A 21,130-nucleotide genomic window follows, 5' to 3' on the forward strand; every position below is an offset into this window, starting at 1 on the left:
CCGCTTAACTCAGGCGTTAGGCTCTAGAAAACTGGGGCTCATATGAGCGAAAAGTACGAGAAGCTGCTCGATTTTTATTTGAAGCTTTACGATGACGAGGTTTCGCGTTTTCGAGAGCTTGATGCAAAGATCGCACGATATCTTTCAGCTTACTCTCTATTGATAGCACTTGCAGGATTTGTCGCGCTTAACCTTCGTTTCTTGTTACAAAGTTCCGACTTAGGATTATTGATTCTCTTAAACTACGGGTTACTGGGTTCTGTTCTTGTTACTTGCCTCTTCGGCTGGTACTACTTGTTTTCAAGCCTGAAAATAGAAGGTCTGACGCGGTTCCAATATGATGATTCCATGATTGAGTTTTTTAAGAATAATGAACTCATAGACGTACAGTTCGCCCTGGCTAAACGTGCGAGAGAAGCAACCGAGAAAAACAAATTGGTAGGAGACAAGAAAGCCAAGAAAATCACCTCCTCTTTTTGGTTATCCCTTCCTGCAATGGCACTCTTCCTTGCTAGCCTTATTTTAGGGGTATTTAATGTTTACCACACAAACTCGCGGCAACCTGCAGAAAATGCTGTCAACACGTTAAGCGACGTGAAATTCACAAAGCAAGAGGCAAAGAAAATGAGCGAATCAGACACAACAACATCTCAATCCACGCCTGTAGAAAAGCCAGAAAGCCACCCTCCAGGATCAAAACCTGTCGAACAACCAAATCCTAACGTGCAAGCACCTGAAAACGTTACGATAAACGAGGGCTATGAACCTCCTCACAGAAAGACAGGCGAGTAGAAATACGCCTAACAACAATTCAACAATTAACAATTAAGGGGCCAGGGTCGATTTAATTCTGAGGAATCGAATCAGAACCAAAGAAATGGCCTAATCGGGTAAGGGCGGGTGTCTAACCCGCCCTCCCCACACCACCTAGCATGCGGGTCCGCACTAGGCGGTTCACAAGAAGGGAGCACACTCGGTTCCTCATGCATAAAACCGCGCATCCTGCCGCAACAACCGAAACCCATCGGTATCGCGCATACACAGCATGATCCGCGCGATATCGCCCCCCAGCGCATCCGGCAGCTACACCCGTCGCCCGCCACACTTAGACCGACCCGCGCTCAAACGCCCGGACCATCCAACGCGGCCCGAAAACCCCACCGAGAACGCGGTCACGAAAGCGAAACAAGCGAGCGCTAAGCTGTCTCAGCCCCATCCCCACCGCCCGACTTAGGTGCCAAGCTGTCACCACTGATGTTACCCATCACGCCCGACGAACTCGCCTGGTTCGAGGCCGGCGAAGCCGTGTTTGACGGCGACCGCGCCCCCGAGCGCTTCCCACGGATCGACGACCCGCAAGCCCAGCGCTGGTGGCTCGGGGGTTTCGGCAGCGCCTGGACCCATGCCAAGCCCCCCTCGCCACGGCGCGATCCGACCGCCGCGCTCTGCTACGACGACGTGCGCGCCGCGCTGAGCGTCGCGCTCGCCGAGGCCCTCTCGGCGCAGCCGCCGTTTGCCGAGCGCCTATTCGCCGACCTGCCCAAGGCCCGCGATTCGAGACACTGAGCCAGGCAGCCCACCCAAGCACGACCGCCACTGCACCCTTGGCGCAGACCCCGATCTATTCCCCTGGGGAATAATGGCGCGCTATACTCGGATCGCATGCGAAGCGATGCCAGCACGCAACACCGCTGCGCGTCGCACCTGCTCCGGCCCAAGGAGAGAGGCCAACTAGGAGGAGCGCTTGATGGCCAGAACCGCCAAGAACAAGCCCGACACCAACGGCGCCAACCTCGGCTTTGAGGCCCAGCTCTGGCTCACCGCCGACAAGCTGCGCGGCAACATGGAGCCGTCCAACTACAAGCACATCGCCCTCGGCGAAGAACAAGGCCGCTCCAAAGACCTGCTCGGGCGCGTCTACGAATACTTCCTCGGGGCCTTCGCCAGCACCGAAGGCAAGCGCGGCGGCGAGTTCTACACCCCGCGCTCGGTGGTGCGGGTGCTGGTCGAGCTGCTCGAACCCTTCCCCGATCCCGAGCACGGCATCAAAGGCCGCGTCTACGATCCCTGCTGCGGCTCCGGTGGCATGTTCGTGCAGGCCGAGCGCTTCCTCGCCGCGCACGGCGGGCGCATCGGCGAACTCGCCGTCTACGGGCAGGAGAGCAACTACACCACCTGGCGGCTGTGCAAGATGAACCTCGCGGTGCGCGGCATCGATGCCGACATCCGCTGGAACGCCGAGGGCAGTTTCCACAAAGACGAACTGGCCGACCTGCGCGCGGACTTCATCCTCGCCAATCCGCCGTTCAACATCTCCGACTGGGGCGGCGACAAGCTCAAGGACGACCCGCGCTGGACCTTCGGCACGCCGCCCGCCGGCAACGCCAACTTCGCCTGGTTGCAGCACATCCACCATCACCTGAGTCCCAATGGCACCGCCGGCGTGGTACTGGCCAATGGCTCCATGTCCTCGACCCAATCCGGCGAGGGCGCGATCCGCCAAGCGATGGTCGAGGCCGACGTGATCGATTGCATGATCGCGCTACCCGGCCAGCTCTTCTACTCGACGCAGATTCCCGCCTGCCTCTGGTTCCTGGCGCGCAACAAGGACCAGCGCGCCGCCGGCCTGGCCGACCGGCGCGGGCAGGTGCTGTTCATCGACGCGCGCAAGCTCGGGGCGCTGGTGGATCGCACCCGGCGCGAGTTCTCCGACGAGGATGTGGCCCGCATCGCCCGCACCTACCACGCCTGGCGCGGCGAGCCCGACGCTGGCGACTATGCCGACGAGCCGGGGTTCTGCAAGTCCGCCACGCTCGATGAGATTCGCGGCCATGCCATGGGCATGTGCTGACACCGGGGCGCTATGTCGGCGCGGCAGCGGTGGAGGATGACGGCGTGCCCTTTGCCGAAAAGTTCGCCGAGTTGCGGGCGAAGCTGGAGGGGCAGTTGGCGGAGGGGGAAAAGTTGGGGGCGGTGATTCGGGAGAAGTTGGATGGTGTTTTACCGTGAACAGCAAACAGCGCAAGACGCTGGAGGCGATTTTTGCCCGACCGACCAAGACGGATATTCCTTTCGCCGACATTGAGCAACTGTTGATCGCGCTCGGGGCCGAGTTGACTGAAGGTGCGGGTTCGCGAGTCAAATTCACCCTGGATGATACAGACTGGAACGCCCATCGTCCGCACCCGAACAAACAGGCGTTGCGTTATCAACTCAAGGAATTGCGTGAATTTTTGCTGCGTTTGGGAATTCAACCATGAACACCATGACGTATCGGGGCTATACCGCCCGCATTGACTATGACGATGAAGACGACATTTTCTTTGGTCGGGTATTGGGCATTAAAGCCATCGTCGGCTTTCATGGCTCCACCGTGGATGAGTTGCGCCAGGATTTCAAAAACGCGATCGATTTTCTGATCGACGATGCCCAGGCGCGCGGTGTGGAGCCAGAGCAACCCGCAGATGAAGAGCTGGTGTTGCATCTCCCGCCGGAGGTGCGGGGCGCGGCCCTCACGGCGGCTCATGCGAAGGGTCAGAGTCTTGATCAATGGTCGGCAAGAGTATTGATGGAAGCGGCGGAGGGTTAGCTGGTGAGAGTTAGGGCGGTGATTCGGGGGAAGTTGGAGGGGATGGCCCTCTAAGAAGTTTGTCATGGGTAAACAAGATAAGCTGCTGGAAAAAATCCTCCAAGGCCGATCCGATACCAATGTCGGTTTTGACGAGCTGTGCAAGTTATTGGAACGCCTCGGCTTCGATCAGCGTCAACGCGGCAGCCATCGGATGTTTCGCAAGGCCGGCATCGAGGAGAAGATCAACCTGCAAGAAGACGACGGCCAGGCAAAGCCTTATCAGGTCAAGCAGGTTCGTGGGGTCTTGTTGCGCTATCGCTTGACGGAGGTTCGCTGATGCTTAAGTACGAAACCATCATTTACTGGAGCGAGGAAGACCAAACATTTGTTGGCGAGATCCCCGAATTGCCCGGCTGCATGGCGCATGGCGACACGCATCGGTCTGCGTTGGCCAATCTTATGGACGCGGCGCAGTTGTGGATCGATACCGCTATCGAGTTCGGCGATCCGGTGCCAGAACCGAAAGGGCGGCGGTTGGCGTATGCGTGATTGGTGGGGTTCGGGATGGTAATTCGAGAGAAGTTGGATCAGGTGGTGGCAGATGCCTAAACCGCAAGAATCTGCGCAGCTGGATCAAGTCGCAGACTTTTTGTCTGGCGGTACACCTCGAAAATCAGAAACGCTCTATTGGGATGGAGATATCCCCTGGTTAACGCCCAAGGACATGGGTGACTGGGTCGGGAAAACTGAGGCTACAGCGAGGAATCCCGCACCCTCGCCCAAACCCGCGATCTCCTCCTCCCCAAACTGATGTCCGGCGAGATCCGCCTGCGCGACGCCGAGCGCGAGGTCGAGGCGGTGCTATGACCAGCCGGGGCGCGCGCAGACCCTCATCACCCGCAACCGTCGCGACTTCGCCCGCATGGAGCTGCGCTTTCCCGCGTTGACCGTGCAAAGTCCCGAGGACTGCCTACAGGAGCTGATGTCATGACGTCGCTCACCCTGACGCTACCCGACGACACCTATCGCCGACTCGATCAGATCGCGCAAGCTCGCGGCCAAAGTATCGACGCCTTAATCGATGCTATCGCCAAGCATCTCGTCGCGGAAGCCGAGGCCGAGGCGCACTTTCGCGCCCGCGCCCAACGCGGCCAAGGTCAGAATGCGCGTGGACTCGAACTGCTCGACAAGGCCATGGGCAATGGCGTTTCTGACTGAAGCCGACATCGAGCAAGCCCTGCTCGCCGAGCTGGCGGCGCTCGGCTATCAGACCACCACCGAGGCCGAGATCGGACCGGATGGCCGCACCCCGGAGCGCGCGGCGTTCTCCGACGTCCTGCTGCGTCAGCGCCTGCAAGCCGCCGTCGACCGGCTCAACCCGGACCTCCCGCCCGAGGCCCGCTTGGAGGCGCTGCGCCAAGTCGTCGCCACGGTCGCCCCCTCGCTGATCGAAGAAAACCGCCGCCTGCACCGACTCCTCACCGAAGGCGTCGAGATCGAGTATTACGACACCGACGGCACCCTGCGCGGTGGGCGCGTCTGGCTGATCGACGTCGACCAGCCGGAGCGCAACGACTGGCTCGCGGTGCAGCAGTTCACCGTCATCGAGGCCGGCCACCAGCGCCGCGCCGACGTGGTGCTGTTCGTCAACGGCCTGCCGCTGGTGGTCGTCGAGCTGAAAAGCCCGAGCAGCGAACAGGCCACCCTGCACAGCGCCTATCAGCAGTTCCAGACCTACAAGGCCGAGATCCCCAGCCTGTTCCGCACCAATGCCGCGCTGGTGATCTCCGACGGGCAGAGGGCGCGCATCGGCTCGCTCACCGCCAATGCCGAGCGCTTCATGCGTTGGCGCACCGTCGACGGCGCGACCATCGCCCCGGACGGCACCCCGGAACAGCCGGTGCTGGTTCAAGGCATCCTCGCGCGCGAGCGGTTGCTGGCCTTCATGCGCGCGTTCACCGTCTTCGGGCGCACCGAGGCCGGGCTGATCAAGATCCTCGCCGGCTACCATCAATTCCATGGTGTCCTGAAAGCGGTCGAAACCACCCTCGACGCCACCACCCCCGAGGGCGACCGGCGCATCGGTGTCATCTGGCACACCCAGGGCTCCGGCAAGAGCCTGTTGATGGCCTTCTACGTCGGCCAGCTCGTGCGCCACCCGGCCATGACCAACCCGACCGTCGTCGTCATCACCGACCGCAACGACCTCGACGATCAGCTCTTCGCCACCTTTGCGATGTGCCGCGATCTGATCCGTCAGACCCCGCAACAGGCCGACAGCCGCGCCGACCTGCGCGCCGCGCTGCAACGCGCCGCCGGTGGCGTGATCTTCACCACCCTTCAGAAGTTCGCCCCCGAGCCAGGCAACGACCACCTGCCCATGCTCAGCGACCGGCGCAACATCGTCGTCATCGCCGACGAGGCCCACCGCAGCCAGTACGGGCTGAGCGCGAAGGTCGACAGCCAGACCGGCGCGGTTGGCTACGGCTTCGCCAAGCACCTGCGCGACGCCCTGCCCAACGCCTCCTTCATCGGCTTTACCGGCACCCCGATCGAGGCCGAGGACGTCAACACCCCGGCGCTGTTCGGGCGCTACATCGACGTCTACGACATCAGCCGCGCGGTCGAAGACGGCGCCACGGTGCCGATCTACTACGAAAGCCGCCTCGCACGCATCGAGCTGCCCGGTAACGTCAGCGAAAGCCGCCGCTTCTCCGAGCGCCTGGAAGACGCCATCGCCCGCTATCACACCAACGCCATCAGCACGGTCGAGGTGCTGCAAGAGCTGATCGACATGGCCAAGGAACTCCGCGCCGCCCAGGCCCGGGGCGAGGAGGAAGGCCTGAGCGAGGATGAACGCGCGTTCTACGACGCGCTAGCCGAGAACCAGAGCGCGGTGGAGGTGATGGGCAGCGATGAACTCAAAGTGATCGCCCACGAGCTGCTGGTGAAGCTGCAAGGCAACATCACGGTGGATTGGGCGCATCGGGAGAACGCGCGGGCCAAGATGCGCGTGCTGGTAAAGCGCATCCTGAACAGATACGGCTATCCGCCGGACCTGCAGGCCGCCGCCGTGCAGACGGTGTTGGCGCAGGCTGAGGTGTGGTCGGAGCGGTGGGCGGGGTGAGTTGTGCGCGGGCCTTTTTCGCCCACAGCCAGGGAATCGGTGGAATTCAACCGGTCCGCCTGAAAATGTCAATGTCGAATTTCAGGCGCTCATCGAACTCCGATAATGGAGGGTGGCATGCTTGAACACGATTGGGAACAACTGGCTCGACAGTACCATGCATACGTCGAATCTGATGGGTCTGGGTTCCGAAGGGCAGCGCGCGCTCAACAGTCGATGTGGCGTGAATCCAGAGGGTTACCTATTGGAGAACACCGGGGGAGCCCCCTTGGGTCACGCTTGCCTGTGGACTATGCCAAGGAGACCCTCGCCAATTACCTGACACCAACGATTCAAAGGATTGTTCGGGGTGAGCTAGCATCGTCTTCGACTGAACGGCTATTCGCTACCCCCGAATCTACAACGACCTTCTTTCCAGCCAGCCACTTTGCTTCAACCTGTTCGGCGAGTTTAAGGCGAACCTTGACCTTGCCACGGCCGCGCTCAAAATGCTCCGCCCTGACGCTGTCAAGGCGGTACGAGCGGTCGAGTTCGAGTATTCTCCTGGCCGAAGTGACGCACGTTTCACCGACGACCGCTCAGCTTTTGACGTTTTCGTCGAATACGAGGCTCCTGACGGGGCCCTTGGGTTCTTTGGAATCGAGGTGAAGTATCACGAAAACCTCAAGGACGCCCCAGCACCCCATCGCGCCAGATACGACCAGGTCGCCGCAGCGATGGCATGCTTCCGCTCAGAGGCCTTTCCCGCTCTTCAGGTATCACCCCTGCAACAGATCTGGCGGGATCACCTGCTGGCAGGGAGCATGCAACAGGAGCTTGACTACCGAGAAGGTGTTTTTGTGTTTCTGTACCCGGCAGCCAACGTCCACTGTCGGTCTGCGGTGCAGAGGTATCGCGACACCCTGAAGGACCGGCGCTCTTTCGAAACCTGGACGCTGGAAGAGGTTATCGGAGTTCTCAGTGTCATCACCCCGGACCCTTGGGTGCGCGACTTTCGCAAGAGGTATTTGGACTTCGTTGTTGACGTGGGGGACTAACAATCGCAAGCACTCGGGACATCGATGGGTTCGACGCTGACGCATTTCGTGACGCACGCCTGACCCAGTAAAGCGATTAGCGACCCGTACATGCCGCACCCCGCTAGAGTGGCCAGCCGAATCAAAACCGGAGCCAAACAGCACCCGCCCATGTCCAACCATACCTTCTCCGAAGCCGAACGCGCGGCCGTCTACAAAGCCATCTTCAGCCGCCGTGACGTGCGCCGCGAGTTCCTGCCCGAGCCCATCCCGGAGGACGTGCTGACCCGCCTCCTCAGCGCCGCGCATCATGCGCCGAGCGTCGGCTTCATGCAGCCCTGGGACTTCATCCTGGTGCGCGACCTTGGCATTCGCGAGCAGATCAAGGCAGCCCGGCTGCGGTCATCAGGATCACTATTGCTCGCATGGGTCCACCAGTGCTGCATCGTCGTCTTGAGCATTGGCGCTAAGGTGGGGTGCGTCGCGTTCGCTTCGAGTGGCACAGCGAGGGGACAAGCGCGCGTTATGGAGCGCGGCCAATGCCGCGCTTGGGAGTGGTTGGTTGGCTGGGTTAGTGGTGTTGGCTTCGCCTCAGAGGCCGATCAGCTCGGCACCAATGCCGCGTTGCTGCAGACTGTGAAGAATTTCGCTTGGCTTGGTCGCCTGCGCGTCAAAGTCGACAACCATCAGATGGCGAGCACGCTCGTTGATGCAGGCGCCGATCACGCCTGGACTTTCGCCCGTCTCACGCAGGAGGCGATTGAGCGTCTGGTCGTCGAAGGTTTCGTCGATATGGATCAGGACGTCGCCGTTGTACATGGGTCGCTCCGGTGGTTAGTGGCATCCGGCTTCACACTGCGTCGGATAACCAGGGTTTAGCTCATGGCTGCGATCCTGCAACGGTACAGTTTGCGAGGAAATCGCGGCGCTTGCGGCAACGCTAGCCTCGGCTTAGCGCTGCGCGTCCGGCCTGCTATGCTGAGACATCATCTTCGCCAGCCAGTCGGCCGAGCGTCGACAACGCCGCCTCGGTCAGCGGCGACCAGGACACAGCACAGTTCAGCCGCAGGCAGTGGCGGTAGCCACCGTGGCTCGAGAACATCGGCCCAGGCGCAATGCTGATGCCGGCGGCGAGCGCGTGCTCTTGCAGGGCGAGCGCATCGGCGCCTTTCGGCAGCTCTACCCAAACGACGAAGCCGCCGCCGGGCCGTGTCACTCGGGTGCCAGCCGGGAACTGGCGTCCCACAGCGTCGATCACCCGCCGCACCTGCAGTCGGTAACGGCGCTGCGTCGTGTGCAGGAAACGCTCGTAGCCGCCGCGTTCGAGGTAGTCGGCGACGGCCAGCGACGTCAGGGTCGGCGTCGCCTGGCTAGAGGCGTACTTCAGATAGGTGAAGCGTTCGCGGTAGCGTCCCGGTGCTGCCCAGCCCAACCGCAGCCCAGAGCCCAGGGTCTTCGAGAACGAGCCACAGTAGAGCACCTCGCCCTGGGTGTCGTAGGCCTTGGCCGCCCAGGGGCGCTGATGGTCGAACGCCAATTCTCCGAAGACATCGTCTTCGATCAGCGCTACACCCTGCGCTTGCAGCAGGCTCACCAGCTTGGCCTTGCGTGGCTCCGGGGTCAGGTGGCCGAGCGGGTTGCCGAAATTCGGCATCATCACGCAGGCCCTGATCGGCCACTGCGTCAGGGCGCGCGCGAGCGACTCGGGACACAGCCCCGTCTGCGGATCAGTCGCGATCTCGAGCGCGCGCATGCCCTGCGACTCGATCGCCTGGAGGATGCCGTAGAAGGTCGGCGACTCGATCGCAATCACATCGCCCGGCTGCGCGACGGTGCGCAGGCTCAGCACTAGCGCCTCCTGACAGCCACTGGTGACGACGATCTCATCCGGGCCGAGCTGGCAACCGGCCTGGGCCATGCGCCGGGCGATCTGCACGCGCAGCTCCGGCGCGCCGGGTGGGAAGTCGTAGTCTGCGACCCGCTCGCGCTGGGCGCGCCGCACGCGCGCGGCGCTGCGCTCGAGCGCCGCCATCGGCAGGAAGCTGGCATTCGGTACCGCAGCGCCGAACGGCAATAGCGCCGGGTCGTTATGCGCCTGAACCAACGCCAACACCCGCTCCTGCCCCTGGATCAGCGCCGGCCCGTCCGCCGGTGTGCCGACCTCCGGGCGTGCCGGTCCCTGATCGAGCCGATCGGCGACATAGTGCCCGGACCGGGGCTGGGCGATCAGCAATCCCTGCGCCTCGAGCAGTGCACAGGCCGAAACCACGGTGCCGACGCTGACGCTGAACTGGCGGCTGAGCTTGCGCAAGCCGGGCAGCCGAGCGCCGGACGAGAAGGTCCCTTGCTCGATCAATGTCGCCAGCCGCGCGGCGATGTCCTCGTAGAGAAGGTTGGTCATCACCAAACTGTACCACTTGAGATCGCCGGCAACTGCATCTGTATCCCTCGCGCCAAGGCCGGTAGGCTGGTCAGCGTTCATCAAGCACAAGCAACCGCGAGGAGATCGCCATGTCCGCCGTACTCAACCTCAACCGAGGCAATCAGCAGCAGCAATACACCTCCACCTTCGCCGAGCACTGGGATGACCTGGTCGGCTGGGAGGCGCGCCTGGCGCGCGAGGGCCACTTCTACGCCCGGCTGCTGAAGGCGCAGGGCTGTCATAAGGTGGCCGACATCGCCACCGGCACCGGCGTCAACGCCGTCGGCCTCGCCCAAGCCGGCTTCGAGGTCACCGCCACCGACGGCTCCGAGAATATGCTCGCCAAGGCGCGCGAGAATGCCGCTGCCCGTGGTATTCACTTCGCCGACAGCAAGGTCGCCGACTGGCTCCACTTAGACGAGGCGCTCGGCCACGAGCAGTTCGATGCCATCGTCTGCCTAGGCAACTCCTTCACCCATTTGTTCGACCACGAGGATCGCCGCGATGCCCTGCGTGCCATCCACCGGGTATTGCGCCCGGGCGGCATGCTGGTGATCGACCAGCGTAACTACGACCGCATGCTCGACCACGGCTACGACTCCAAGCACGAACTCTGCTACACCGGCGATGGCGTCAAGGTCGGCCCGATCGAGCTGAATCCGCGCCTGGCCAAGTTCGAGTACCGCTTCGAAAATGGCTCCGTGTTCCAGCTCAACATGTATCCGCTGCGCCAGGCTTACCTGACCCATCTGCTCGAGGACGCCGGCTTCGTCAACGTCGAGCGCTTTGGCGATCTGCAGCGCCCCTACGACCCACAGGCCGTCGACTTCGTGCAGCAGGTCGCGTTCAAGGCTGCCTGAGCCATCCCCGGGATGGGGCTGACGTGGCTGACGAGGCTGGGGCGTCGCCCCTGGCTGCCGACTGCCTTGTCTCCAGCGAGGAATCGGCTATCTTTGTTTGGGTGTCCTTAAGAACCTTGCCCAGGAGCGCCCAGACTTGTACTGCTCAATTCGTCGCTACCAGCTCATCAAGGGAACGCCAGACCTCGTACGCGAAAAGGTGGGTACCACCTTCATGCCGCGCATCAAAGCCCTCGACGGCTTCGTCAGCTACTCCGTCATCGTCACCGGGCTCGGTGGCGACGGACTGCCGGGTATCGTGACCGTGAGCGTGTTCGATACTCCCGAGCAGGCCAAGGCATCGAGCAAGCTCGCCGCCGACTGGGCGCGTGAGATGAGCCCGTTCTTCTCGCTGGAGAAGCTCGGCGAGGAGTCCGGGCGGATCGCCTGCCAAGCGGAAGCGGATTAGCCAGCCGTGCCCTGGAGCCGATCGGCCGCGCTGTCGGTGTCTCTATCGTGTCCTCACCAGAACGGCCAGTAAGAGACATCGCGCCTTCGATTGCGGTCGACGCGAATACTCTGGACCGGGACGCATTTGCCCACCTCTCCGGATCACAGGTACTGTCACAGTGAGCACTAGAAATCTGCAACGATCGATGCTGTCTGCGGCCCTCGTCCTTCTTTGCTGGTCGGCGCTGTCCCTGGCGGATCCACCGCCTGGGTGGACCTTCCACCCGTATGACGAGGCTCTCAAGCTGGCGCAACAGGAGCAACGCAGGGTCTTCCTATACGTCGGCCGCCACGGCTGTCCGTCCTGCGAAAAGACCAATCGCGAGAGCTTCACGGACCCTCGGGTCGTCGAGCGCTACAACGCCAACTATGTGCTGGCCTATGTGGACGCCGAGAGCGGTGAACGCTTGCGTTTGCCCGGCGGCGAGCGCATTACCGAAATGGAACTCGGGGTGCGGCTCGGGGTCATTGGCACCCCTTCCTTCTATTTCCTGGAGCCCGATGGCGAGCCGATCAGCCGAACACCCGGCTACCAAAGCGCCGACGAGCTTCTGCTGCTCGACGGTTATGTGGGCGGTGATCATTTCCGGCACCAGACTTTTGCTGACTTCAAGGCGGCTGAGTCGTGATCCGCTCACTCTTATCGGCTGCTCTCCTGGTGCCGGCCGCCGTACTGGCCCAGCCTTGGTCGTTCGCTGATCCGATTGGGCTCGCCGGTTCCCCGGACAGCGGCAACTATCACCACCTGGATGGTGCCGGACGCCGACATATTGCGACGTCGCAGAATGAGGTCGCCGTTGCTTGGGAGGATGACCGAACGGGCTCGCCCCAAGTCTATCTGGCCGTCACGCCGAACGGTGCAGACGGCTTTCCGCCCGCCCAGCGTCTGAGCGAGGGCGATGAGGCCTACGAACCGGCCTTGGTCGCGATCGACGAAGGCCGATGGGTGGCTGCGTGGGAGCAAGACGGCACCATAAGGGCCCGGCTCATCGACGCGTCGGGACTTGGTCCGATCGCCGAGCTAGCGCCGAAGCACAGCTTTCAGGTGACCCTGGCAAGCAACGGCACTGGCCGACTGGTTGCGGTTTGGGCGCGCGGGCAGGCCAGCGGTCAGCTGATCCAGGCGGCCGAGCTTCAGGTCGATGGCCGCACTGTTGCGCTAGCGGAGACACCGGTGACTGTGGCCCCAGTCGAGGATCATCCCTACCAAGCCTATCCGAGCGCCGTCTGGACCCCAGACGGCCGCCTGGTCGTCGCCTGGGAAGATCGCCGCGCCGGTCACACCCGGCTCCTCTTCAGCAGCCGCGCACTGGGGCAAGACTTCGCACGACCGGGCCAGCTCAACGCATTCCGCCAACCCACCTCGGAGGATGGCAAGCCAGTGCAGCTCGGCACCGGGGCCATGCGCGTCGTGCTCGCGTCGGACGGCAAGGGCTTGGTGCGCGCGGTCTGGCTCGACAAGCGCAATGCGTCCTCGGGCTATGCGATCTGGGGCGCGGTCAGCGACGACGGTGGCCGCAGCTTCGGGCCGAATCAGGTCGTCCAGGATGAATACGGCGCCGACGTCGCCCAGTGGCATGCAGCCCTCACCGGCGCCAGTAACGGTTTTGTCGCCGCGTGGGACGACCCCCGGGAGGTCTGGAGCGACCCCGACGAGACCGGAGACATTCTGATCTCTTGGAACCAAGGCGGTGACTGGAGCGCAGACCTCGTGGTCCCTGGTGCCTCCGGTGACGGCTACCAGGGCAGCCCGGCTGTCGCCCTCGACCCGAAGGGCGTACTCCATCTCGTCTGGATCGAGCGTGCAGACCTGAGATCGCCGACAAGCCTGCGGTACCTGCGGGCCGAGCCTGCGGGCGACCCAGCCGACTGAGGGCGGCGCCAGTCGGACTGCTGCTTCCACGAGAAGAGCGCATTGGCAAGCTGCCAGCTCGTCGGCGTTCGGCCTATCACTTCGTCGAACGCTCACACCTGACCATAGTCATCGCGGCCACCTAACCAGCGCCGGATCAGCGGCTCGACATGCTCGGGCCAGTGCGCGAGCAGTTGGTCAGCCGCCTGCCGCGCGGCGCTTGTCAGCGCACTGTCGCGCATCGGATCGGCGAGCCGGAATTGCATGGCGCCGGCCTGGCGAGTCCCTAACACCTCGCCGGCGCCACGCATGCGCAGATCGGCCTCGGCGATGCGAAAACCGCTCGACTCGCGGCGCAGGATCGCGAGCCGTTCGCGCGCCGCGCGCGTCAAGGGCGGGCGATACATCAGCACACAGGCGCTCTCGATCGCGCTCCGGCCAACGCGCCCGCGCAACTGATGCAGTTGCGCCAGCCCCAGCCGCTCGGGATTTTCGATGATCATCAGGCTCGCGTTGGGCACATCGACACCGACCTCGATCACCGTCGTTGCCACCAGCAGATCCAATTCGCCGGCCTTGAACGCCGCCATCACCGGCGCCCGCTCTTGGGCCTTGATGCGACCATGCACCAAGCCAATGCGCAGCCCTGGCAGACGCTCGCGCAGATCGGCGGCCGCATCCTCGGCGGCCTGCGCCTGAAGCGCATCGGACTCCTCGACCAGAGTACAGACCCAATAGGCCTGACGACCCGCGCGGCAACTCGCCTGCACGCGCTCGATGACTTCGTCGCGGCGCGTCTCCGGCAGCGCCACGGTAGCAATCGGCCGGCGACCTGGCGGCAACTCGTCGATCTCGGAGAGATCCAGGTCGCCATAGACCGACATCGCCAGCGAGCGCGGGATCGGGGTCGCGGTCATGATCAGCTGATGCGGGATGCGCCCTTCGCGCTCGCCCTTTTCGCGCAGACTCAGGCGCTGATGCACGCCGAAGCGGTGTTGTTCGTCGATGATCACCAATCCCAGTTCGGCGAAACGCACCTCGGCCTGGAACAACGCATGGGTGCCGACCACCACCCGCGCCTTCCCGGCCGCGATGCGCTCCAGGATCGCCGCCCGCTCGCTACCGGTATGCCGTCCGGAGAGCCAGGCCAGCTCGATGTCGAGCGGCGCCAGCCACATCCGCAAACTCTGCAGATGCTGCTCGGAGAGCAACTCGGTCGGCGCCATCAGCGCCACCTGATGCCCAGCCTCGATCACCTGTAGCGCGGCCAGCGCGGCGACCACGGTCTTGCCGGAACCGACATCGCCGAGCAGCAGGCGCATCATCGGGCGCGACTGCTCCATGTCCGCGCCGATCTCAGCGATCACCCGCTGCTGGGCGCCCGTGAGCGCGAACGGCAGCCGTGCCTGCAGCCGCGCGCGCAGCCTGCCATCGCCGCTGAGCACCGGCGCGCGCTGGGCGCTGCGCGCGCGGCGCAGACGGCGCAAGGCCAACTGATGGGCCAGCATCTCATCGAAGGCTAGGCGCAAGAAGGCGGGATGGCTGCGCTCGAGCAACGCGTCCGTCAGCTCGGCGCCGGCATCGGCCGGCGGTCGGTGCAACAAGAACAGGGCATCGACCAGCGCGGGCAGCTGTAATGACGCCGTCAGGCTGGCGGGAATCCAATCCTGGAGCGCGCTCGGGTCACGCCGCAGCGACTTGAGCACCTGGTCGGTCAGCGCGCGCAGGCTGGCCTGCTGCAGCCCTTCCGTTGCCGGATAAATCGGTGTCAGCCGTCGCTCTGCGGCCGCATCAGCCACCGCGCCGGCTTCCGTGCTGGTGTCAGCGCTGGTTTCCGGACTCATCGCTGAACCAGCCACCGCGTTATCCTCTGGGTTGGCCTCCGAACTGGTTTCCTGGCCAGTCGTCGAATCGGTCGTCCAGTCAACCGCCAAGCCCATTGCCAGATCAGCGCCCCCCTCCAGCACCCGCAGCTCCGGATGCACCATCTCCAGCATCTGAGGCCCTTGCCGCACCTCGCCGAAGCAGCGCAGACGCCGGCCGGGGCGCATCGCATCGACCTGGGCACGGGTGAAATAGAAGAAGCGCAGCAGTAGGGCGCCACGGCCATCATCGATGCGGACCTTGAGCGAGCGCCGCCGACCGTGCGCGATCTGGGCATCGACCACCTCGCCCTCGACCAAGACTTCTTCGTTGACCACCAACTCGGCGAGCGGCCGCAGTCGGGTGCGGTTCTGATAGCGCAGCGGCAGATGGAAGAGCAGATCCTGCAGCGTCAGGATACCGAGCCGCTGCAACCGCTTGGAGATGTGCGGCCCAACGCCCTTGAGCCGTTCGACCGGAGTCTGGTCCAAGCCCGCGCTTAATTCAGCCACTCGGTCACTCAGCCGGTCAATCTGAGGTGTTGGCGGCGAATCCAGGCGGATCGCTCACCCGCAGGCTGGGCTGCTCGAGACCACGCCGCGCGCGCAGTGCCTCGGCGAGCTGATGCACGGTCATGGCGTAATAGGTACTGTGGTTGTAGCGGGTGATGACATAGAAATTCTCGAAGCCAACCCAGTACTCGAGCCCCCCAGCCGCATCCAGTCGCAACAGACTGACCTGGCGATCATCGGCAAGCGCCACCGCAGGCTGAATCCCTTTCGCGTTGAGATTCGCTACCGAATAACGGGTCTTGAAGCCGGTCTCAGTCGACCAAGGCAGACCCGCGCCGCCGCTCGCGCGGACAGCCACCGCAGCGCCCGACCGCCAACCATGCGCTTGGAAATAATGGGCCACGCTGCCAATGACATCCTCCGGATCCCAGAGGTCGCGGCGGCCATCGCCATTGAAATCCACCGCGTAATCACGCCAGCTCGACGGCATGAACTGCCCGAGCCCCATGGCGCCGGCAAAGGAGCCGACCGGCTGCAGCGGATCGAGGCCCTGATCCTCAACCTTGAGCAGATACTCAGCAAGTTCTTGCTGGAAGTAATCGGCACGACGCGGATAGTCGAAGGCGAGGGTCGCGAGCGCATCCATGATCCGATGCGTGCCCATGAAACCGCCCCAACGCGTCTCGATACCGATGATGGCGACGATGTACTCTGGAGGAACCCCGTATTGCTTCGAAGCGCGCTCCAGGGTGCTGGCATGGCGGGTCCAAAAGGCGCTGCCCCTGGTGAGCATTGCCGGGGTGATATGCCGGGCGCGGTAGCGGGTCCAGGCACCGGTTGGGCCCGAGGCTGGTCGCCATTGCCGATCCATGTACTTGATAATCGATGGATCGTGGCGTGTGCGCTCAAAGGTGCGCACCAGTTGGTCGCGATCCAGCCCCCTGGCCTGCATCTGCTCGATGAAACGCGCGACATCGTCGCGACCGGCGTAGTCGCCGCGTGCGACTCGGCTCGCTGCGCTCGAGTGCGCGGTTGGACCCATGGTTGGGTGCACCGAGGCCTCCGCCTGCTGAGCCGGCTGGGAGGCACAGGCACCGAGACCGAAGGCCATACAGAGCGCGGCGATCAGGGGCGGGTGAGGCATCAATCTCGGAGGCTCCGCGTCAGTCGTCACTATCGAGGACCATGATCGCATCCATCTCGATCTCGGCGCCTTTTGGCAGCGCCGCGACCCCAATCGCCGCGCGCGCCGGATAGGGCTCGGCAAAGGTCTCGGCCATGATCTCGTTGACCTGGGGGAAGTGCGCCAGATCGGTCAGGAAGATGTTGAGCTTGACGATCGCCCCGAGCCCGCCGCCAGCGGCCTCGGCCACTGCGGAGAGGTTGCTGAACACCTGCCGTGCCTGGAGCTGGATATCGCCCGTCACCAGCTCCCCGGTGTCCGGCACCAGCGGGATCTGGCCGGACAGGTACACGGTATCGCCCGCCCGCACCGCTTGGGAATAGGGACCGATCGCGGCCGGCGCCTGTTCGCTCTGGATGATCTGCTTGGCCATAAAGGCGTCTCCTTCTCGTCAGTCAGTCGGTCGGGGCGAGTCGCCCGCTGCTAGATGTGGCGAGTATAGCGGACCAAACAGCAAAGGCCGACATAGCAGCGGTTGGGGCCTGGCCCGCTCGCGGGCGTCGGGCGGCTTACCCGGGTTTCGGAGTTAGCGGAACAGCGCTTGCCACCAGCGCCGGCGCCCTTTCGGCACCAGTTGGGTCGCAGGCAGATCGACCGGCGGCAATTTGCTCATCACCCAGCCCGGCAGCGGTGGATTGTTGCTAGCGCCGCAGACCACCCCCAAATTGTTGGGATCGTAGATCTTGACCAGGCTCGGCACGCGCGGATCATCCGCATAGACGATGCCGCACAAGCGCTCATTGTGCTCGCGGCGCAGCAGGGCATCGATCTCGTCGATGAAGCGCTCGACCGTCGCCGCATCGGCCGGCGTCTCTGGCGGCGGCTCGCCGATCGCATACAGATACCAACCGCCCTTGGCATCGGCGCACAACCGCAGCCAGAGCGCATCCAGATCGCTCCAGCGCAGCGCCGAGGTGAAGCTGCCGCGAAAGGCGCTCAGGAACGCACGCGACTCGGGCACTGGTGGGCTGTGGTCGTTCGACTGCTGGGTCATGATGTCATCGTGATTCTCATCCACCGCAGCGGCCCGCTGACCGTGCCGCCAAGATTGGTATAGTCGCAGTTCAGCCAAGCCACCCGCAAACAAGATGAGCACCCTTTATCAGTCCGACCTCAGCGAACTGCCGCTCCTGAATCGCGGCAAGGTCCGCGACATCTACGCCGCCGGCGATGAGCACCTGCTGATTGTCACCAGCGATCGCCTCTCCGCCTTCGACGTGGTGCTGCCACAGCCGATCCCCGGCAAGGGCGAGGTGCTCAGCCGCGTCAGCCGCTTCTGGCTCGAGCGCACCGCGCGCCTCGTTCCCAACCAGCTCAGCGAGCTGTCGGTCGAGACCTTCGTCACCGATCCCGAACAGCGCCGCATGCTCGGCGAGCGCGCCCTGGTGGTACGCAAGCTCGATCCACTGCCGATCGAGGCCATCGTGCGCGGCTACCTGATCGGCTCGGGCTGGAAAGACTACCAGGCCAGCGGCGCGGTCAGCGGCATCGCGCTGCCGCCCGGTCTGCGCCAAGCCGATCGCCTGCCGGAGCCGATCTTCACTCCCTCGACCAAGGCCGCCATCGGCGATCATGACGAGAACATCGACTTCGCCGGCGCTGTCGATCGCATCGGCGCCGAACTCGCCGAGCAGGTGCGCGCGCTCAGCCTGCGCCTCTACCAAGAGAGCGCCGCCTACGCCCTTGAGCGCGGCATCATCATCGCCGACACCAAGTTTGAATTCGGCCTCGACGCCGACGGCCGGCTGCACCTGATCGACGAGGTGCTGACCCCGGATTCCTCGCGCTTCTGGCCGGTCGACCAATATCAGCCGGGCACCAGCCCGCCGAGCTTCGACAAGCAATTCGTCCGGGATTACCTGGAGACCCTGGACTGGGACAAGACCCCGCCCGGCCCGATGCTGCCAGAGCGTATCATTGCTCAAACCGCCGCCAAGTATGCCGAGGCCGAACGGCGGCTGACAGGATGAGAAAAAAGGCAATGTGATCCATGTCCCGCAACGGTCGTGACCGGATAGACCCCAGTCGGCGTCCCAGCCAAGCGCTTGAGAGGAACACTGAACCCCATCGAGCCAACGGCAGTGGCCACCGGCCGCCCCAGATTGAGGTCGTCACCCGTGATGGAGCGAACGAGCGACCACCACCGCCCGCACGGCCGAGGTGGTCCTACCTCGTTTGGTTTTTCGCCGCTTTTACAGTGATCGCGGCACCGGCGAGCCTGTGGAATTTCAACCGCCCGCCCGTCTATCGCGCCGCCGCCACGGTACTGACGATCGTTCCCGAGGAACGCAGCGGCGTCGGCGCCGCCGTGGCCGACACACAGCATGTCACCATTCAGCGCAGCATGCTGCTCGGTCGCAGTCTCTTAGAAGACACGCTGACACGGCTGCGCAACGCATTACGGAGCGACGCGAACGCCGGACTTCATCCAGACATCACGGCACTGACAGCGGATGACCTCTTGTCGATACTGGAAGTGTCCCTGGTGCCTCAAACCAACCTGGTGGAGTTGAGCGCCACCGGCGCCGAGCCTTCGTTGCTGGCCCACCTCGTCAACCACTGGCTCGCCGCCTACCAAGCCCTACGCGAGCGCGAGATCGAGACCCAGCTCGGAGATCGCCTCGAGAAGCTCGACGAACGCGCCCGCCTGCTGGAAGAACGCATCCAAGCAACGCGCAAGATACTGGATGAGTTTCGGGCACGTTTCGACATCGTGACCTTGGGGCGCGACAGCAACGACGCACTCAAGCGCCTGAATAGGCTACAGGAAGCATTAGGCGACGCCGAGGATGCCTCGATGACGGCCCGAGCGCATCTCGAGTCCCTGGAAAGCACGGCCACCGTTGGCAGGCGAGCACTGCCCGAACGATACGCGAACGAACTCTCGAACCTGCATCAGCGCGCAGAGCAGGCGCGTGCGCAGGCCGGTCAACTGCGCGAGCGTTTCACCGAACTCTTCATCCAGAAAGACCCGAACAAGCGCCGGATCATCGAGCGTCTCGAATCGCTCGAGACGCGCATCGATGAGGTCGAGCGCGAAGGGCGTCAGCAGGCCTTAGCGGCGGCCCGGGAGGCGGCGGACCTGGCCAACCGCCGTGTGCTCGAGTTGCGCCGTGAGTTGAACGAGCAGAAGGCGCGGGCATCGACGTTCTCGTCTGGCTTCGCCGAATTCGAGGATCTACAACAGGACTTGGTCAGCCTGGAGGAGATGCAGCGCGAGGTCGAATCGCAGCGGACGAACCTGCAAACCACATCACTCGCCAGCTACCCGCAGATCGAGATCATCGAGCCGGCCTTCGCGCCACGCGATCCGGTCAGCCCTGACTATGAACGAGATCTGGGTCTGACACTGGCTGCGGCGACCGCCGTGGGACTGATCACGGTGCTCATTCTGATGTGGTTCGACGCCAAGGCTCGGGGCGCGCGGTCGTCCTTGCCAGTCACCGGCGTGCGCATCTGGGGGCCCGAAACCAACAGCGCCGATGCCGAAGCGCGGCTACCGAGGCGTGAACACACGGGCGCACTGAGCGCTCCCGCTTCAAGCTCGGCGGCCCAACCAGTGCTGCCCGACGCCCCTAGATCGGATACACCTGGGCCCAATGCGTCCGCACCGGATGCCTCCACGCCCGAGGCATCCATTCAGGTGCCACGACAACTGATGATCGGTGAAGTCGAGGCCCTGTGGCAGTTGGCCGATGCCAACGAGCGTCAGCTGATCGGGCTCTTGCTGTGCGGTGTCCAACTGGACGAAGCGGCCGCGTTGACACACGACCATTTCGCCCTTACCGATGGCGATCTACATCTCGATCTCGGTACCCGCGTGCTGACGTTGCCGCCGCGTTTGCGCGCCCTGTTCACCAATGGGTTCACCGATGGGTTCGCCGATGCCGATCCGCTGCCGACCTGGGAGGGCCAAGACCGTGCCGCCTTCGAGGATCTGACGCATCGCCTGAGCCTGCTTGCCGCCGATGCGGGCATCGCCCACGCCAGCGAGGTCAACGCCGCGACGCTGCGCGATACCTACCTCATGTACCTGGTGCGCCAGGGCGCGCGCCTGACGCGACTCAGCCAGGTCGCCGGCCCGATGAGCGGTGCCGACACCCTGCGTTTCGCGCCCTACTCCCCAGCCGGCGCGGCGCGCTCGCTGGATGAGCTGGATCTCACCTACCCGGTATTGGCTTGATCAGCATTGTGACGACGCTCGATCTGATCGAGTCGGCAGTACAGGCAGCGCC

22 protein-coding genes and 1 pseudogene are annotated in these 21,130 nt (G+C 63.8%); 18 read left to right on the plus strand and 5 right to left on the minus strand.

The window, feature by feature from the left end; translation table 11 throughout:
* The first annotated feature begins 42 nt into the window (after nt 1-42).
* The 12 genes and pseudogenes from AC54T3_RS14940 to AC54T3_RS14995 all read left to right on the plus strand — a co-directional run bounded on the left by AC54T3_RS14940 (nt 43) and on the right by AC54T3_RS14995 (nt 8,593).
* The gene (locus AC54T3_RS14940) at nt 43-792 is read left to right on the plus strand and encodes a hypothetical protein (protein WP_496625992.1); all 750 of its coding nucleotides are present in this window, start codon (nt 43-45) and stop codon (nt 790-792) included.
* Nucleotides 793-1,254: 462 nt separating this feature from the next.
* Complete coding sequence (locus AC54T3_RS14945; protein ID WP_496625994.1) at nt 1,255-1,566, plus strand: hypothetical protein; 312 nt, start codon at nt 1,255-1,257, stop codon at nt 1,564-1,566.
* Nucleotides 1,567-1,747: 181 nt separating this feature from the next.
* Entirely contained in the window at nt 1,748-2,851 is a 1,104-nt protein-coding gene (locus tag AC54T3_RS14950; protein WP_496625996.1) for an N-6 DNA methylase family protein, read from the plus strand.
* 154 nt (nt 2,852-3,005) lie between these two features.
* Entirely contained in the window at nt 3,006-3,260 is a 255-nt protein-coding gene (locus tag AC54T3_RS14955; RefSeq protein WP_496625998.1) for a type II toxin-antitoxin system HicA family toxin, read from the plus strand.
* Complete coding sequence (locus tag AC54T3_RS14960) at nt 3,257-3,589, plus strand: type II toxin-antitoxin system HicB family antitoxin (RefSeq protein WP_496626000.1); 333 nt, start codon at nt 3,257-3,259, stop codon at nt 3,587-3,589. Before AC54T3_RS14955 ends, AC54T3_RS14960 begins: the two co-directional genes overlap by 4 nt.
* Before the next feature lie 64 nt (nt 3,590-3,653).
* Nucleotides 3,654-3,908, plus strand: a complete 255-nt coding sequence (locus tag AC54T3_RS14965; protein WP_496626002.1) for a type II toxin-antitoxin system HicA family toxin — start codon at nt 3,654-3,656, stop codon at nt 3,906-3,908.
* The gene (locus tag AC54T3_RS14970; RefSeq protein ID WP_496626004.1) at nt 3,908-4,120 is read left to right on the plus strand and encodes a type II toxin-antitoxin system HicB family antitoxin; all 213 of its coding nucleotides are present in this window, start codon (nt 3,908-3,910) and stop codon (nt 4,118-4,120) included. Before AC54T3_RS14965 ends, AC54T3_RS14970 begins: the two co-directional genes overlap by 1 nt.
* A 438-nt stretch (nt 4,121-4,558) precedes the next feature.
* Entirely contained in the window at nt 4,559-4,789 is a 231-nt protein-coding gene (locus AC54T3_RS14975; RefSeq protein WP_496626006.1) for a ribbon-helix-helix protein, CopG family, read from the plus strand.
* Complete coding sequence (locus AC54T3_RS14980) at nt 4,773-6,698, plus strand: HsdR family type I site-specific deoxyribonuclease (protein ID WP_496626008.1); 1,926 nt, start codon at nt 4,773-4,775, stop codon at nt 6,696-6,698. Before AC54T3_RS14975 ends, AC54T3_RS14980 begins: the two co-directional genes overlap by 17 nt.
* 117 nt (nt 6,699-6,815) lie before the next feature.
* A pseudogene (locus tag AC54T3_RS14985) lies at nt 6,816-7,061 on the plus strand (hypothetical protein); the annotation flags it as partial.
* Nucleotides 7,062-7,078: 17 nt separating this feature from the next.
* Entirely contained in the window at nt 7,079-7,735 is a 657-nt protein-coding gene (locus AC54T3_RS14990) for a PGN_0703 family putative restriction endonuclease (RefSeq protein WP_496626046.1), read from the plus strand.
* 150 nt (nt 7,736-7,885) lie between these two features.
* Nucleotides 7,886-8,593: a nitroreductase family protein gene (locus AC54T3_RS14995; protein WP_496626009.1), complete on the plus strand. Its 708-nt coding sequence runs from the start codon at nt 7,886-7,888 to the stop codon at nt 8,591-8,593.
* Nucleotides 8,594-8,687: 94 nt separating this feature from the next.
* Here AC54T3_RS14995 and AC54T3_RS15000 read toward each other — a convergent pair whose 3' ends face one another.
* Entirely contained in the window at nt 8,688-10,115 is a 1,428-nt protein-coding gene (locus AC54T3_RS15000) for an aminotransferase-like domain-containing protein (RefSeq protein WP_496626011.1), read from the minus strand.
* Between the two features lie 110 nt (nt 10,116-10,225).
* Here AC54T3_RS15000 and AC54T3_RS15005 point away from each other — a divergent pair, with 110 nt between their 5' ends.
* The 4 genes from AC54T3_RS15005 to AC54T3_RS15020 all read left to right on the plus strand — a co-directional run bounded on the left by AC54T3_RS15005 (nt 10,226) and on the right by AC54T3_RS15020 (nt 13,358).
* Nucleotides 10,226-10,996, plus strand: a complete 771-nt coding sequence (locus tag AC54T3_RS15005) for a class I SAM-dependent methyltransferase (RefSeq protein WP_496626013.1) — start codon at nt 10,226-10,228, stop codon at nt 10,994-10,996.
* A 136-nt stretch (nt 10,997-11,132) separates the two neighbouring features.
* Nucleotides 11,133-11,444, plus strand: a complete 312-nt coding sequence (locus AC54T3_RS15010; RefSeq protein ID WP_496626015.1) for a hypothetical protein — start codon at nt 11,133-11,135, stop codon at nt 11,442-11,444.
* A gap of 187 nt (nt 11,445-11,631) precedes the next feature.
* A complete protein-coding gene (locus AC54T3_RS15015; RefSeq protein ID WP_496626016.1) occupies nt 11,632-12,114 on the plus strand; it encodes a thioredoxin family protein in 483 nt (160 codons plus the stop codon).
* The gene (locus tag AC54T3_RS15020) at nt 12,111-13,358 is read left to right on the plus strand and encodes a sialidase family protein (protein ID WP_496626018.1); all 1,248 of its coding nucleotides are present in this window, start codon (nt 12,111-12,113) and stop codon (nt 13,356-13,358) included. The genes AC54T3_RS15015 and AC54T3_RS15020 overlap by 4 nt, the downstream gene beginning before the upstream one ends.
* A gap of 92 nt (nt 13,359-13,450) precedes the next feature.
* Here AC54T3_RS15020 and recG read toward each other — a convergent pair whose 3' ends face one another.
* From recG to AC54T3_RS15040, 4 genes are all read right to left on the minus strand, one after another.
* A complete protein-coding gene (gene recG / locus AC54T3_RS15025) occupies nt 13,451-15,712 on the minus strand; it encodes an ATP-dependent DNA helicase RecG (RefSeq protein WP_496626020.1) in 2,262 nt (753 codons plus the stop codon).
* A 16-nt stretch (nt 15,713-15,728) separates the two neighbouring features.
* Complete coding sequence (gene mltB / locus AC54T3_RS15030) at nt 15,729-16,856, minus strand: lytic murein transglycosylase B (RefSeq protein WP_496626022.1); 1,128 nt, start codon at nt 16,854-16,856, stop codon at nt 15,729-15,731.
* 19 nt (nt 16,857-16,875) lie between these two features.
* A complete protein-coding gene (locus AC54T3_RS15035) occupies nt 16,876-17,268 on the minus strand; it encodes a RidA family protein (protein WP_496626024.1) in 393 nt (130 codons plus the stop codon).
* A gap of 153 nt (nt 17,269-17,421) precedes the next feature.
* A complete protein-coding gene (locus AC54T3_RS15040) occupies nt 17,422-17,889 on the minus strand; it encodes a hypothetical protein (protein ID WP_496626025.1) in 468 nt (155 codons plus the stop codon).
* A gap of 94 nt (nt 17,890-17,983) precedes the next feature.
* On the opposite strand from AC54T3_RS15040, the gene AC54T3_RS15045 reads away from it, so the two are divergent.
* Complete coding sequence (locus tag AC54T3_RS15045; RefSeq protein ID WP_496626027.1) at nt 17,984-18,865, plus strand: phosphoribosylaminoimidazolesuccinocarboxamide synthase; 882 nt, start codon at nt 17,984-17,986, stop codon at nt 18,863-18,865.
* Between the two features lie 227 nt (nt 18,866-19,092).
* Entirely contained in the window at nt 19,093-21,078 is a 1,986-nt protein-coding gene (locus tag AC54T3_RS15050) for a GumC family protein (protein ID WP_496626029.1), read from the plus strand.
* Nucleotides 21,079-21,130: the final 52 nt, after the last annotated feature.

The organism is Halochromatium sp. NSM3 (assembly GCF_059621085.1).

Bases quoted from the DNA above. Each gene is read 5' to 3' on its own strand.
- AC54T3_RS15015 (WP_496626016.1), top strand. From the start codon at position 11,632: ATGCTGTCTGCGGCCCTCGTCCTTCTTTGCTGGTCGGCGCTGTCCCTG.
- AC54T3_RS14975 (WP_496626006.1), top strand. From the start codon at position 4,559: ATGACGTCGCTCACCCTGACGCTACCCGACGACACCTATCGCCGACTC.
- mltB (WP_496626022.1), bottom strand. From the start codon at position 16,856: ATGCCTCACCCGCCCCTGATCGCCGCGCTCTGTATGGCCTTCGGTCTC.
- AC54T3_RS14940 (WP_496625992.1), top strand. From the start codon at position 43: ATGAGCGAAAAGTACGAGAAGCTGCTCGATTTTTATTTGAAGCTTTAC.
- AC54T3_RS14980 (WP_496626008.1), top strand. From the start codon at position 4,773: ATGGCGTTTCTGACTGAAGCCGACATCGAGCAAGCCCTGCTCGCCGAG.
- AC54T3_RS14960 (WP_496626000.1), top strand. From the start codon at position 3,257: ATGAACACCATGACGTATCGGGGCTATACCGCCCGCATTGACTATGAC.
- AC54T3_RS15000 (WP_496626011.1), bottom strand. From the start codon at position 10,115: ATGACCAACCTTCTCTACGAGGACATCGCCGCGCGGCTGGCGACATTG.
- AC54T3_RS14970 (WP_496626004.1), top strand. From the start codon at position 3,908: ATGCTTAAGTACGAAACCATCATTTACTGGAGCGAGGAAGACCAAACA.
- AC54T3_RS15045 (WP_496626027.1), top strand. From the start codon at position 17,984: ATGAGCACCCTTTATCAGTCCGACCTCAGCGAACTGCCGCTCCTGAAT.
- AC54T3_RS14995 (WP_496626009.1), top strand. From the start codon at position 7,886: ATGTCCAACCATACCTTCTCCGAAGCCGAACGCGCGGCCGTCTACAAA.
- AC54T3_RS15005 (WP_496626013.1), top strand. From the start codon at position 10,226: ATGTCCGCCGTACTCAACCTCAACCGAGGCAATCAGCAGCAGCAATAC.
- AC54T3_RS14965 (WP_496626002.1), top strand. From the start codon at position 3,654: ATGGGTAAACAAGATAAGCTGCTGGAAAAAATCCTCCAAGGCCGATCC.
- AC54T3_RS14945 (WP_496625994.1), top strand. From the start codon at position 1,255: ATGTTACCCATCACGCCCGACGAACTCGCCTGGTTCGAGGCCGGCGAA.
- AC54T3_RS15040 (WP_496626025.1), bottom strand. From the start codon at position 17,889: ATGACCCAGCAGTCGAACGACCACAGCCCACCAGTGCCCGAGTCGCGT.
- AC54T3_RS14950 (WP_496625996.1), top strand. From the start codon at position 1,748: ATGGCCAGAACCGCCAAGAACAAGCCCGACACCAACGGCGCCAACCTC.
- AC54T3_RS15035 (WP_496626024.1), bottom strand. From the start codon at position 17,268: ATGGCCAAGCAGATCATCCAGAGCGAACAGGCGCCGGCCGCGATCGGT.